Annotated in this window: 11 protein-coding genes; 9 read left to right on the top strand and 2 right to left on the bottom strand. The window is 61.4% G+C overall.

Features of this window, described 5'->3' with window-relative positions:
- Positions 1-47: 47 nt before the first annotated feature.
- Positions 48-1,649, bottom strand: coding sequence for an inorganic phosphate transporter (locus FFM53_RS17495; RefSeq protein WP_138390889.1), 1,602 nt, complete (start codon positions 1,647-1,649; stop codon positions 48-50).
- Between the two features lie 291 nt (positions 1,650-1,940).
- Here FFM53_RS17495 and FFM53_RS17490 point away from each other — a divergent pair, with 291 nt between their 5' ends.
- The 3 genes from FFM53_RS17490 to FFM53_RS17480 all read left to right on the top strand — a co-directional run bounded on the left by FFM53_RS17490 (position 1,941) and on the right by FFM53_RS17480 (position 5,933).
- Positions 1,941-3,119 carry an acetate/propionate family kinase gene (locus tag FFM53_RS17490; RefSeq protein ID WP_138390890.1) on the top strand — a complete coding sequence of 393 codons (1,179 nt, stop codon included), beginning with the start codon at positions 1,941-1,943 and terminating at the stop codon, positions 3,117-3,119.
- Between the two features lie 71 nt (positions 3,120-3,190).
- The gene (locus tag FFM53_RS17485) at positions 3,191-5,575 is read left to right on the top strand and encodes a phosphoketolase family protein (RefSeq protein ID WP_138390891.1); all 2,385 of its coding nucleotides are present in this window, start codon (positions 3,191-3,193) and stop codon (positions 5,573-5,575) included.
- A gap of 79 nt (positions 5,576-5,654) precedes the next feature.
- Positions 5,655-5,933, top strand: a complete 279-nt coding sequence (locus tag FFM53_RS17480; RefSeq protein ID WP_138390892.1) for a hypothetical protein — start codon at positions 5,655-5,657, stop codon at positions 5,931-5,933.
- Positions 5,934-5,966: 33 nt separating this feature from the next.
- Here FFM53_RS17480 and FFM53_RS17475 read toward each other — a convergent pair whose 3' ends face one another.
- Complete coding sequence (locus FFM53_RS17475) at positions 5,967-6,857, bottom strand: helix-turn-helix domain-containing protein (protein WP_138390893.1); 891 nt, start codon at positions 6,855-6,857, stop codon at positions 5,967-5,969.
- A 127-nt stretch (positions 6,858-6,984) separates the two neighbouring features.
- On the opposite strand from FFM53_RS17475, the gene pobA reads away from it, so the two are divergent.
- From pobA to FFM53_RS17445, 6 genes are all read left to right on the top strand, one after another.
- Entirely contained in the window at positions 6,985-8,157 is a 1,173-nt protein-coding gene (gene pobA, locus FFM53_RS17470; protein WP_138390894.1) for a 4-hydroxybenzoate 3-monooxygenase, read from the top strand.
- Between the two features lie 209 nt (positions 8,158-8,366).
- Positions 8,367-9,539, top strand: a complete 1,173-nt coding sequence (locus tag FFM53_RS17465; RefSeq protein WP_138390895.1) for an ABC transporter substrate-binding protein — start codon at positions 8,367-8,369, stop codon at positions 9,537-9,539.
- Positions 9,540-9,614: 75 nt separating this feature from the next.
- Positions 9,615-10,478 carry a branched-chain amino acid ABC transporter permease gene (locus tag FFM53_RS17460; RefSeq protein WP_138390896.1) on the top strand — a complete coding sequence of 288 codons (864 nt, stop codon included), beginning with the start codon at positions 9,615-9,617 and terminating at the stop codon, positions 10,476-10,478.
- A gap of 1 nt (position 10,479) precedes the next feature.
- Positions 10,480-11,481 (top strand): branched-chain amino acid ABC transporter permease, encoded by a 1,002-nt coding sequence (locus FFM53_RS17455; protein WP_138390897.1) that lies wholly within the window; start codon positions 10,480-10,482, stop codon positions 11,479-11,481.
- Positions 11,481-12,245: an ABC transporter ATP-binding protein gene (locus FFM53_RS17450; RefSeq protein WP_138390898.1), complete on the top strand. Its 765-nt coding sequence runs from the start codon at positions 11,481-11,483 to the stop codon at positions 12,243-12,245. The genes FFM53_RS17455 and FFM53_RS17450 overlap by 1 nt, the downstream gene beginning before the upstream one ends.
- A complete protein-coding gene (locus FFM53_RS17445) occupies positions 12,226-12,942 on the top strand; it encodes an ABC transporter ATP-binding protein (RefSeq protein WP_138390899.1) in 717 nt (238 codons plus the stop codon). Before FFM53_RS17450 ends, FFM53_RS17445 begins: the two co-directional genes overlap by 20 nt.
- The last annotated feature ends 211 nt before the right edge of the window (positions 12,943-13,153 follow it).

Below are 13,153 nucleotides of genomic sequence, written 5' to 3'. Positions count from 1 at the left end.
ACGCAATTCCCGGCAAAACCGCTTCGCGCTTTGCCGGGGAATTTGCTTTAAAAAACCTGGCGCATGATCACGAACAGCACGAAGGCGATCGCGATCGAGGCCGGCAGCGTCAGCACCCAAGCCATCAGCATGTTGCGCACGGTCGACCATTGCAGGCCGGAACCGTTCGCCGCCATGGTGCCGGCAACGCCTGACGACAGCACATGCGTGGTCGAGACCGGCAGGCCGAGATGGTCGGCCGAAGCGATGGTGACCATCGCCACGACTTCAGCTGCCGCGCCCTGACCATAGGTCAGATGCGTCTTGCCGATCTTTTCGCCGACGGTGACGACGATGCGCTTCCAGCCCACCATCGTGCCGAGGCCGAGCGCGATCGCGACCGCCACTTTCACCCAGAGCGGGATGAACTTCGTCGCGTTGTCGACCGCCTTGTGGTAGTTCGTCACCGCGCTGAGGTCGCCGGCATCCATTGGCAGCAGCTTCTGCTTGTCGATCAACTTCAGCGCCTCGCCGATCAGGTAGATGTCGTTGCGGACGTTGCTGACGAGATTGGTCGGCACCGCTTCGAGCGTCGGGAAGCCGGCGACTTCGGCACTTGTCTGGTGGATATATTGCTGCAGGGCCGGCGTCGTCGCATCCGTCCAGGTCTTGTTCTTGACGGCGTTGCTGACCTCGGCCTTGTAGTCCACGACCGTCACGCCAGGCTTCACATATTTGCCGAGCGCGGTTTCCACTTGGGCCGATGCCGACTTGTAGGCTTCGAGATAGTTGACATCGGGCGTGCGGTTCAGCGCGAAAGCCGTCGGCACCAGGCCGATCAGAATGAGCATGATGAGGCCCATGCCCTTCTGGCCGTCGTTGGAGCCGTGGGCGAAGCTGACGCCGGTGCAGGTGAAGATCAGGATGGCGCGGATCCAGAGCGGCGGCGGCTGGTTGCCTTTCGGCTCTGCATAGAGCGCCTTGTTGCGCACCAGAAGTTTCATGACCAGCAGAAGAACAGCGGAAAGGCCGAAGCCGATCAGCGGCGAGATCAAAAGCGACAGGCCGATATTGGTTGCCTGCGACCAGTCGACGCCGCTGGTCGCGGTGCCTGCCGGTGCCAGGAACTGGTTGGCGAGGCCGACGCCGATGATCGAGCCGACCAGCGTGTGCGAGCTCGACGACGGCAAGCCGAGAGACCAGGTGCCGAGGTTCCAGACGATCGCGGCAATCAGCAGCGCGAAGACCATGGCAAGGCCGGAGCCGGATCCGACCTGCAGGATCAGTTCCACCGGCAGCAGCGCCAGAATGCCAAAGGCGACGGCGCCGCTTGAGGTCAGCACGCCGAGGAAGTTGAAGAAGCCGGACCAGATGACGGCGAATTCCGCCGGCATGGAACGGGTGTAGATGACGGTGGCGACGGCATTGGCCGTATCATGAAAACCGTTGACGAACTCGAAGCCGAGCGCGATGAGCAGCGCAAGGCCTAGGAGAATCCAGGGAACGGCGACTGCGGTTGTCAGGTCGCGGGCGAGTGCATAGGCGACATATCCAAGGCCACAAACCAGAACGAGCGCAAACAGCGGCAAGAACCACTTGCTGGCCGAATTCGAACTGTGGAGCGGGTGGGAAGCGTCGCTATGAACCTGGCTGGGGGCAATATCGGCCATGGCATAGTTCCTTGTTCCGTTTTGCAATTTGCCTTTTGTTAATAATTCCGCAGCGTGAAGCTCTCATGACGCCCCACCCGGCCCGCCCCGTAAGCCACTGATGTCGGACGATATTGACGGTGAAGCGCTTGGTACCGTCGCCTTCACGAAGGATGACGCGTCACAATCCCAGCCGCACAAGATGACTGGCTGCGCAGTGACAAAATCGCGCCCCGAGCGAATAAATCCTTCCCGCCTGGGACTCCGACGCTAAGTTCGGTCATCTCACACCCGCGCGGAGTCTTAGACGACATGTCATCGACCGACCTGCTGCTGACCTTCAACACCGGTTCTTCGACCGTTAAGATCGGCATCTTCGCGATAGATGGCGCCGAGGCACGACGCATCGGCAAGGGCGTGATCGATTTCCGCGCCGAACCGCTGTCGCTCGGCCTGACGAAAGGGCTGCAGATAGTCGAGATGCCGTTGAAGGCCGAGGTGACGGAAGACCTGCACGGCGTCATCGATGAGACCTTCGCGCGTCTCGCCGATCACTTCGACATGACAGCGACGCGTGCTGCCGGCCACCGTGTCGTCCATGGCGGCGACCGCTTCACCAGGCCGATCGCCCTCGACGCCGCCGCAATCGATGCCGTCGATGCGCTGACCCCGCTTGCGCCCCTGCACCAGCCGCAGGCGCTGCGTTTCATCCGCGCCCTCCGGCATCTGAAACCGCATCTTGCCCAGACGGCCTCCTTCGACACGGCTTTTCACGCCACGCAGGACGATCTCGTTCGCCGCTTCGCCATTCCCCGCGCGCTGCATGACGAGGGCATCAAGCGCTACGGCTTCCACGGCCTGTCCTATAAATTCATCGCCGGAGAGCTTCGCCGCAAGGCGCCGCGCACGGCAAAGGTGGTTGTCGCCCATCTCGGCAGCGGCGCCAGCCTCTGTGCGCTGGATGACGGCATCAGCCGCGATTGCAGCATGGGCTTTTCGACGCTCGACGGCATCCCGATGGCGACGCGCCCGGGCTGGCTCGATCCCGGCATCATCCTGCATCTGGCCCGTCAGAGGAAACAATCCTTCGAGGAGATCGAGGACTTGCTCTATCACCGTTGCGGCCTGCTCGGCGTCTCCGGCATCAGCGCCGATACGCGCGACCTGCTGAAGGACGGACGGCCGGAGGCGCGCCAGGCGATCGACCTCTTCACCCTGCGCGTTGCCGGCGAAATCGGCCGCATGGCGGCGACGCTTGGTGGCCTTGACGCCATCGTCTTCACCGCCGGCATCGGCGAGCATCAGCCGGAGATCCGCGCAGGCGTGGCTAAACGGCTATGCTGGCTTGGCTTTGCAATCGACGAAAAGGTCAATGCTGCCAATGACTTTACGATCAGCACCAGGGAAAGCCGCATCGCCGCCCATGTCATCGCCACCGATGAGGAGCAGATCATCGCCGAGGAGGCGCTGTCCGTTCTTGGCAGTGGCTGATCCAGATCAACAGCTTGCCGGCAGCAGCCGGTAGAATTGACGTTGAAGACGTTTTCGAACGGGAGAAACCCATGGAAAAGCATGTCTCGACCGCCGCCCTTAACGATGCCGAACTCACCCTGATCGACCGCTATTGGCGCGCCGCCAATTATCTCTCCATCGGCCAGATCTATCTGCTGGCCAATCCGCTGCTGCGCGAGCCGCTGAAACCAGAGCACATCAAACCCCGCCTGCTCGGCCATTGGGGCACGACACCCGGCCTCAACTTCATCTATGCGCATCTGAACCGTCTCATCCGCGCTCGCGACCTCGATATCATCTACATGTGCGGCCCCGGCCATGGCGGGCCGGGCATGGTCGCCAACACCTATCTCGAAGGCATCTACAGCGAGATCTATCCCGATATCTCCGAGGATGCCGAAGGCATGCGCAAGCTTTTCCGACAATTCTCCTTCCCCGGCGGCATTCCGAGCCACGCGGCACCCGAAACGCCGGGCTCGATCCACGAGGGCGGCGAACTCGGTTACGCCCTCGTCCATGCCTATGGCGCCGCCTTCGACAATCCCGATCTGATCGTCGCCTGCGTCATCGGCGACGGCGAAGCCGAAACCGGGCCACTGGCTGCGAGCTGGCATTCCAACAAATTCCTCAATCCCACCCGCGACGGCGCCGTGCTGCCGATCCTGCATCTGAACGGCTACAAGATCGCCAATCCGACCATTCTTGGCCGCGCCAGTCGCGAGGATTTGCAGAGCCTCTTCGAAGGCTACGGCTACGAACCTTTCTTCGTCGAGGGCCACGAGCCGCGCGACATGCACCGGCAGATGGCCGCAACCTTCGACAGGGTCTTCGATCGCATTCGCGAAATCCAGGAGGAAGCTCGTAATGGCAAGGCGCCCGATACCTGCCCGCGCTGGCCGATGATCGTGCTGCGCAGCCCGAAGGGCTGGACAGGACCGAAGGAAGTCGACGGCAAGAAAGTCGAAGGCTTCTGGCGCGCCCACCAGGTGCCGGTCTCCAATTGCCGCGAGAATGAAGGGCATCGCAAGATCCTCGAGGACTGGATGCGCGGCTATGACCCGAAAGACCTGTTCGGCAGCGACGGCCGGCTGAAACCCGAGCTGCGGGCGCTAGCCCCTGTCGGCGAGCGCCGCATGGGCGCCAATCCGCATGCCAATGGCGGTTTGCTGCGCATGGAACTCGATGTTCCCGATATTCGCGACTATGCGGTCGATATCGGCAAGCGCGGCAGCGCCATGGTGCAATCGACGGAAATCCTCGGCCATTATCTGCGCGACACGATGAAGCGCAACGCGAAGGCTGCCAACTTCCGTATCTTCGGCCCTGACGAGACAGAATCGAACCGTCTCGGCAGCGTCTTCGAAGTCACCGACCGTGTCTGGATGGAGGGTATCGAACCCTACGACGTCCACTTGTCTCGGGATGGACGTGTCATGGAGGTGCTGAGCGAACATCTCTGCCAGGGCTGGCTGGAAGGCTACCTGCTGACTGGCCGCCACGGCCTGTTCTCCTGCTACGAGGCCTTCATCCACATCATCGATTCCATGTTCAACCAGCACGCCAAATGGCTGAAGGTGACGCGGGAACTCGAGTGGAGAAAGCCGATCTCGTCGCTGAATTACCTGCTGACCTCTCACGTCTGGCGTCAGGACCACAATGGCTTCAGCCATCAGGATCCCGGCTTCGTCGATCTCGTCGCCAATAAGAAGGCCGATATCGTCCGCATCTACCTGCCGCCGGATGCCAACACCCTGCTCTGGGTCGGCGACCATTGCCTGCGCACCTATGACCGCATCAATGTCATCGTCGCCGGCAAGCAACCGGAGCCGCAATGGCTATCGATGGATGAGGCCGTGAAACATTGCGAGGCCGGCATCGGCATCTGGCACTGGGCGAGTAACGAGGACGACACCATCCTGCCTGATCTCGTCATGGCCTGCGCCGGCGACGTGCCGACCATGGAAACGCTTGCAGCGGTCGATCTTCTGCGTAAGGCCATTCCCGAGCTGAAGATCCGCACCGTCAACGTCGTCGATCTCCTGGCACTGCAATCCAGGGATCAGCATCCGCACGGCCTGACCGACCAGGCCTTCGACGCGATCTTCACCGCCGACAAGCCTGTCATTTTCGCCTATCACGGCTATCCCTATCTCATTCACCGCCTGACCTATAAACGCACCAACCACCGCAACATCCACGTCCGCGGCTTCATTGAGGAAGGCACGACGACCACACCCTTCGACATGACCGTCCTCAACGAACTCGACCGTTTCCACCTCGCCATCGAAGCGATCGAGCGTGTACCCGGCCTGAAGGAAAAAGCAGGCAAAGCGCTCGCCGCCTTCCGCGGCAAGCTTGCCGAGCATCACGACTATGTCCGTGAATATGGCGAGGACATCCCGGAGGTCCGAAACTGGACGTGGCCGGCGGCGTGAGGCGAAAACCAAACGGAATCGCACGGAACTGGTCGGCGGAGATCATCCGGTAGAAGCGATCGTCAAGCAAAGTCTAAAGTTGGTGAAAACCATCGGCGCGCTGTTCCTGGAAGGCCGCATCGTAGGCTATGTGTCTCAAGCAAGCTTCAAGGCCGTCGACCGAGGAAACGACATGAAAAGTTTCGCTGCCACGCTTACCGCCGCCCGGCTGGAAAAGGCGCTCGCCTTCTACATGACGCCCGAAGCCCAGCGCGATGGCTCAGACGATGCCGTCAAATCAGCTGAGCAACGAGACGCATACGAGACCCGCGCAGGCGAACGCACCCGCAACACGGAAGAGGGCGTCGAAGCCTGGTAGGGCAGTTGCGCGCCCACAACCCTTGCGGGTGGCCTATACACCTTCAAGCCGAACCTTCTCCTTCATGCGCCAGACCCGCGGCGTTTCTCCGGTGTATTTAACGAAGAAGCGCGAGAAATAGGCGGGGTCGGCAAAGCCGAGCCGAAATCCGATCTCCTGAACGCTGCCCAGCGTAAAAACCAGCTGGCGTTTCGCCTCTTCGACGAGTTTACCGGCGATCAGTTCGTGGGGAGTGTTGCCGGTCATCGACCGGACGATGCGGGTGAGATGAGTCGGGGAAAGCCCAAGCTCTCTGGCGTAGAAGGACGCGGGCTTGTGTGATCGAAAATGTTGCTGAATGAGCTCGCTCAGCATTTCCATTCGCCGCTCGTTCTCGTTGGGCGGAAGCTCGCGCGTATTCCCTTCATGAGAAATCCTCGCCGTCAGCCGCAGTGCCAGGGCGACATAGGCGGCCAACGCCTCGTTGCGGCCGCTGCGGCGGTTTTCGAATTCGTCGCCCAGCCGCTTCAACGTCTGCATGACATAGGCTGCCTCGGCATTATCGGGATCGAGCGGCGTCAGATGCGGCGCCGCCAGCCATTCGCCGAGCTGGCTTCGATCACCGAGCGGATGGCTGAGATGGGATCTCAACAGGGTGATCACCAGGCCGTCGATATCGCGTGAAAAACGAAAGCCATGATCGAGCACGGGCGGCACGGTGATGATGGCCGGCGGACGGATGGCATGGCTCTTTTCGCCGAAGATCGCATCGCCCGAACCGCTTTCGATGTACAATATCTGAAAGAAACTCTCGTGGCGGTGCGGGCGAATCTCCCATTGATGCAAGCTGCTGCGAGAGCGAATTGTTTCGCAATGCACCCAAAAATCCGGTTCTCGCCCGGTCTTTTCGCCGTAGAGTTCATAGGTAGGGACCTGTCTGCTCATGGGGCTCCGTGGGGCTTCTCCGGCACCAATGTTCGATTAGTGCAATTTTTAGGTTGGGATGTCCATTGCTGCGGCAAGCGCGGCGCGGCAGAATCTGACAAAACGCAAAAATGCAGGGAGGCAGCATTTGCGAACTCAGGTCGCCATCATCGGTTCGGGGCCATCCGGCCTGCTGCTCGGCCAACTTCTGACCGAAGCCGGCATCGACAATGTCATTCTCGATCGTGTGAACAAGGATTATATCCTCGGCCGGGTTCGCGCCGGCGTTCTGGAGGAAGGCACCGTCGGGCTGCTGGATCAGGCAAAGTCAGGCGCGAGGCTGCATGCCGAGGGCCTGCCGCATGACGGTTTCTCGCTGGCCTTCGACGGACGCGACCATCGCATCGACCTCCACGAATTGACCGACGGCAGGCGTGTTACGGTTTATGGACAGACAGAGGTGACGCGCGATCTCATGGAGCGGCGTGAAGCGAGCGGCTCCCTGTCGATCTACGATGCCGTCGATGTCGTGCCGCATGACTTCGACGGCCATTCTCCCTTCGTCACCTATGTGAAAGACGGTGTTGCCAAGCGCATCGATTGCGACTTCATCGCCGGCTGCGACGGCTTTCACGGCGCCAGCCGCAAGGCCGTTCCGGAACGAGCGATCAGGAGTTTCGAGAAGGTCTACCCCTTCGGCTGGCTGGGGGTCCTTGCCGACGTGGCGCCTGTCAGCCATGAACTGATCTACGCCAACCATCCAAGGGGCTTTGCGCTCTGTTCGATGCGCTCGGCCACCCGCAGCCGCTACTACATCCAATGTGCGCTCGACGAGAAGATCGAGGACTGGAGCGACGGCCGCTTCTGGGACGAGTTGAGACGGCGCCTGCCGGTGCATCACGCCCAAGCCTTGGCGACCGCGCCGTCCTTCGAGAAATCGATCGCGCCGCTGCGCTCCTTCGTCGCCGAACCGATGCGTTTCGGCCGGCTTTTCCTGGTCGGCGACGCCGCCCATATCGTCCCGCCGACCGGCGCCAAGGGACTGAACCTTGCCGCCAGCGACGTTCATTATCTTTTCTCAGGGCTGATCGAGCATTACCGCGAGGGATCGGATGGCGGCATCGACGCCTACTCGCAAAAGGCGCTCGCCCGCGTGTGGAAAGCCGTGCGGTTTTCCTGGTGGATGACGACGATGATGCATCGTTTTCCGGATACCGGGGATTTTGACCAGAAGATCCAGGAGGCGGAGCTCGACTATCTCACCCACTCCCGCGCCGCCTCGACGGCGCTTGCGGAGAACTATGTGGGACTGCCATTCTGATAGGGTTGTCTGAGGTGGGCCATGGACCAGAATTCGACCGTAGAACCGGCCGTCGATAGTTCCGCTCTTCGAAACACAATCATAATTGTACAGTTATGGATTGCAGTACTTATTTCACTTTACATCACCATTTCGCATGACAGGTTAGCGCTAAATTTCTAGCGGCTAGCGAATACGGCGCTGGAGTGCGCCCAAAAGGGAGAGAGAGAATGAAGAAACTATTTCTGGCCGCCATTGCGGCAGTCGCCATGGGCACGAGCGCCTATGCCGACACCATCAAAGTCGGGGTCATCGGGCCGTTCTCCGGTCCGTTCGCGCTCCAAGGCAAGAACTTCAAGGCCGGCATCGATGCCTATATGGCGGTCAACGGCAACAAGGTCGGCAACGATACGGTCGAGATCGTCTATCGCGATGTGCCGCAGGCAGATCCCGCCCAATCCAAGGCGCTTGCGCAGGAACTCATTGTCAAGGAGAAGGTCCAGTATCTGGCCGGCTTCTATTTCACCCCCGATGCCATGGCTGTGACGCCGATCCTGAAGCAGGGCAATGTGCCGATGGTCATCATGAACGCTGCCACCTCGGCGATCGTCACCAAGAGCCCGCTCGTCGTCCGCACCTCGTTTACCACCTGGCAGACCTCGACGCCGATCGCCAAGGTCGCCTTCGACGCCGGCGTCAAGAAGGTGATTTCCGTCGTCAGCGATTACGGCCCCGGCATCGATGCCGAGAACGCTTTCAAGGCCGGCTTCGAAAAGGCCGGCGGCCAGGTGGTCGAGGCGATCCGCATGCCGCTTGCGACCAACGACTTCAGCCCGATCATGCAGCGCATCAGGGATTCTGGCGCTGAGGGCGTGTTCGCCTTCCTGCCCTCCGGCCCGACGACGCTCGGCTTCGTCAAGGCTTACAACGACAATGGCCTGAGGGCTGCCGGCATCAAGTTCTTCGCGCCGGGTGACCTGACGCAGGAATCCGATCTGCCGGCGCTCGGCGATGCCGCACTCGGCATCCAGACGACCTTCCACTATGCCGTGTCGCACGATTCTCCGGAGAACAAGGCTTTCGTCGAGGCGGCGACCAAGGCGATCGGCAACAAGGCCGAACTCTCCTTCCCCGCGGTCAGCGCCTATGACGGTATGTATGTCATCTACAAGATGATCGAGGCGACGGGCGGCAAGCAGGATGCTGAAAAGGCCGTCGATGCGGTCAAGGGCCTTGCCTGGACCAGCCCGCGCGGCCCGGTTTCGATCGATCCGGAAAGCCGTCACATCACGCAGAACATCTATCTGCGCGAAGTCACCAAGGCAGATGACGGGACCTACATTAACAAGGAGGTCCAGACCTTCGAGAAGCAGGGCGATCCGGGCCTGGCGGCCGTCAAGTAACATCGAGCGTCAAGACAGGTGACGGACTTGGCCTGCGATCAGGCCGAGCCCGCCGCTTGGAAGCAAGGTATTTCCATGCAGACAGTTTTCAGCATAGCCGTCGACGCCCTTGCCTACGGCATGGTGCTGTTCGTGATCTCGATCGGCCTTTCGGTGACCATGGGGCTGATGCGCGTCGTCAACCTCGCCCATGGCGCCTTCGCAATGATCGGCGGCTATATCGCTTCCTATGTCGCACGCGATCTTGGCCTCGGTTATGCCGCGGCGGTCATCGCCGCCGTTGTCATCACCATCATCATCGCTATTCCGATCGAGCGTTTTCTCTACCGCCGGATCTATGGCGCGCCGGAACTGACGCAGGTGCTGATGACCATCGGCATCACCTTCTGCGTCATCGGCATCGCCAATTATGTCATGGGGCCGACGCTGAAGACCATCCCGCTTGCCGGTGCGCTGCAAGGATCGGCCGATCTCGGCTTCCGCACCATTCCCGTTCACCGGCTTTTCGTCATCCTCTGCGGCCTCGCCGTGGCGCTCGCCCTCTGGTTTGCGATCGACAGGACGAGCTTCGGCGTCAAGCTGCGTGCCTCCGTCGATGATGCGGCGATGGCTGCCGCACTCGGTGTGCGCACCGAGATCATCTATGCGGTGAGTTTTGCCGTTGCCGTCGGGCTCGCCGCCTTTGGCGGCGTGGTCGGCGCCGAACTCCTGCCCGTCGAACCCTATTACGCGCTGCGCTACATGGTGACCTTCCTGGTCGTCGTCTCCGTCGGCGGCGCGGGCTCCATTCCAGGCGCGCTGATCGCCTGTCTGCTGCTGGGCGCGATCGATACGACAGGACGGTATCTGATGCCGGAATTCGGCGAATTCTTCTTCTATCTCGCCGTGATCGCAATCATCTGCGTCTTCCCGCGCGGCCTTGCCGGAAGGGCGAAATAAGATGGCGCTTGTGATGAACAACGAAAACGAAGGTCTACAGCATCGCCGCGGATCTATCGGCCGCGATCTTATCGGAATAGCGGTCATCATAGTCATTGGCGCGGTCGGCTATTTCGCCTTCCCCGATAATCTCGCGCTTTTGACCCGGATGATCACGATCGCCCTGCTCGTCCTGTCGCTCGATCTGGTGACCGGTTATTGCGGCGTCGCAACGCTCGGCCATGCCGCACTTTTCGGCTCCGGCGCCTATGCCGCCGGGATCCTGTCGGCGCATTACGGCATCAATGATCCGCTGCTGATGATGCTGGCCGGCATTGTCGGCGGCGCGGTTGCCGGGCTGCTCAGCGGCGCCGTCATCCTGCGTGCGCATGGACTGCCGCAGCTGGTGCTGTCGATTGCGCTGATCAACCTCTTCCATGAATTCGCCAACAAGGCCTCGTCATGGACAGGCGGCAGCGACGGACTTTCCGGCATTGCGCCGGACCCGGTCTTCGGCCTCTTCGAATTCGATCTCTACGGTCACACCGCCTTCTTTTTCGGAATGGCGCTGCTGCTGATCGTCTTCGTACTGCTGAGGTTCCTGGTTCGCTCGCCCTTCGGCATGCTTTGCCGCGCCATCAAGCAGGACCCGCTGCGCATCCGCGCCATGGGTGCTTCGCCGAAGGCAGCTCTGATCAGGATGTACGCGATCTCCGGCGCCGTTGCCGGTGTCGGCGGTGCCTTGAACGCGATTTCGACACAGGTCGTCGGCCTCGACAGCCTGTCTTTCACCCAATCGGCCGAAGCGCTTGTGATGCTGGTCCTCGGCGGCACCGGTTCTCTCTTCGGGGCACTTTCCGGCACTGTCATCTTCATGCTCTTTGAGGACTATGTCTCCGCCGCCAATCCCTTCCATTGGCTGACCATGGTCGGCGCGATGCTGATTGCCGTCGTGCTCTTTGCGCCGAAAGGTCTCTTCGGCACGGCCGCAGCCTTCGTTAGCCGCCGCAGGGAGCAGCGCTGATGAGCCCGGTCTTCGAAGTCGCCAATCTCAAGAAAGCCTTCGGCGGCCTTGCCGTCACCAATAATGTCTCGCTCACGATGTCGCCTGGCGATCGCATCGCGCTGATCGGCCCGAACGGCGCCGGCAAGACCACCTTCGTCAACCTCGTGACCGGTAATCTCTCTCCCGATTCCGGTGAGGTTCGCCTCGGCGGCGAGCTGGTAACGAAGGTCGATGCGATCGGCAGGGTCAGACGCGGCCTTGTCCGCTCCTTTCAGGTGACGCGGCTCTTCCAGGACATGACGCCGGCCGAACATGTGGGACTTGCCGTCCTTCAGCGCGACGGAAAGACCGGGCACATGTTCGGCAATTTCCTGCGTATGCCCGATGTCATGGCCGAGGTCGATGATCTCCTCGGCAAGCTCGGACTGGCTTTCCTGATGCATCGCAAGGTCAGCGAAATCGCCTATGGCCAGCAGCGGCTTCTCGAGATCGCCGTGGCGCTGGCATTGAAGCCGAAGGTGCTGCTGCTCGACGAGCCGGCAGCCGGCGTGCCGCAGAGCGATACCGGCCGCATCGAACAGGCGCTGGCCGATCTGCCTGCCGATCTCGCAGTGCTGATGATCGAACACGACATGGACCTCGTCTTCCGTTTTGCCAGACGCGTCATCGTGCTTGCATCAGGCGCGATCATCTTCGATGGCCTGCCGGAAGACGTCACCAAGGATGCGCGCGTGCGCGAGGCCTATCTCGGGAGCTATGCCAATGCCAGCCATATCGCTTGAGGTCGAGAATCTGTCGGCCGGATATGGGCCGACGAGGGTGCTCGAAGGCATTTCCTTCTCGGTGCCGGCAGGCGCTCGGCTTGCCGTGCTCGGCCGCAATGGCATGGGCAAGACCACGCTGCTGGCAACGCTTGCCGGGCAGACCAGGCGATATGAGGGCAGCATCCGCCTCGGCGATTCGGATGTCACGACGGCACCGAGTGCTGCACGCGCGCACAAGGGCCTCGGATATGTGCCGCAGGCACGCTGCATCTTCCCGACGCTGACAGTCGAAGAAAACCTTTTCGTCGGCTTGAAGGCGCGACCGAAAACGGCGCTGGAGGAAGCCTATGCGATGTTCCCGCGCCTGAAGGAGCGCCGCCGCAACCTCGGCAGCCAGCTTTCCGGCGGCGAGCAGCAGATGCTCTCCACCGCCCGCACCATTCTCGGCCGCCCCTCCGTCCTGCTGCTCGACGAACCGCTGGAGGGCCTCGCGCCCGTTATCTGCGAGGAACTGATGGCCGCCTTCGCCGACCTCGCCAAGACCGGAGACATGACCATCCTGCTGGTCGAGCAGCGCATCCAGAGCGCGCTCGATTTCGCCGATCAGGTCGTCATTCTCGAACGCGGCAGACTGGCCTGGACCGGAACGCCGGAGAACCTCACCAGGGATCACGAGGCTGTCGAGAGGCTGCTCGGGGTCGGCGGCCTGCATTGATTGATGGTCGGCTGAAGGTTGGGCTCTGCCGATAGGTGCCATTCCGCCTTCCAGGTTGCTCTTGGCACGCCGAGCAATTCATGCAGTATATCGTCATGATCGCGTCATCATTGACCTGCGATTCTTAGCTTGCCTGAAAGTTTTCCGCTGGCCGAATTGATGGATCGCCTGAAAGGGCGAGAAACACCATGATCGATGAAGCGGCTGCAAC

The sequence above is a fragment of the Rhizobium indicum genome (assembly GCF_005862305.2).
Lineage (GTDB): Bacteria > Pseudomonadota > Alphaproteobacteria > Rhizobiales > Rhizobiaceae > Rhizobium > Rhizobium indicum.
Note: the sequence above shows the minus strand (reverse complement) of the source record. Positions and strands in the feature narration are given on the sequence as shown.

Coding starts and splice junctions, on each gene's coding strand:
- FFM53_RS17450 (WP_138390898.1), top strand. CDS start 11,481: ATGAGCCCGGTCTTCGAAGTCGCCAATCTCAAGAAAGCCTTCGGCGGC.
- FFM53_RS17460 (WP_138390896.1), top strand. CDS start 9,615: ATGCAGACAGTTTTCAGCATAGCCGTCGACGCCCTTGCCTACGGCATG.
- FFM53_RS17475 (WP_138390893.1), bottom strand. CDS start 6,857: ATGAGCAGACAGGTCCCTACCTATGAACTCTACGGCGAAAAGACCGGG.
- FFM53_RS17485 (WP_138390891.1), top strand. CDS start 3,191: ATGGAAAAGCATGTCTCGACCGCCGCCCTTAACGATGCCGAACTCACC.
- FFM53_RS17455 (WP_138390897.1), top strand. CDS start 10,480: ATGGCGCTTGTGATGAACAACGAAAACGAAGGTCTACAGCATCGCCGC.
- FFM53_RS17490 (WP_138390890.1), top strand. CDS start 1,941: ATGTCATCGACCGACCTGCTGCTGACCTTCAACACCGGTTCTTCGACC.
- FFM53_RS17445 (WP_138390899.1), top strand. CDS start 12,226: ATGCCAGCCATATCGCTTGAGGTCGAGAATCTGTCGGCCGGATATGGG.
- FFM53_RS17495 (WP_138390889.1), bottom strand. CDS start 1,649: ATGGCCGATATTGCCCCCAGCCAGGTTCATAGCGACGCTTCCCACCCG.
- FFM53_RS17465 (WP_138390895.1), top strand. CDS start 8,367: ATGAAGAAACTATTTCTGGCCGCCATTGCGGCAGTCGCCATGGGCACG.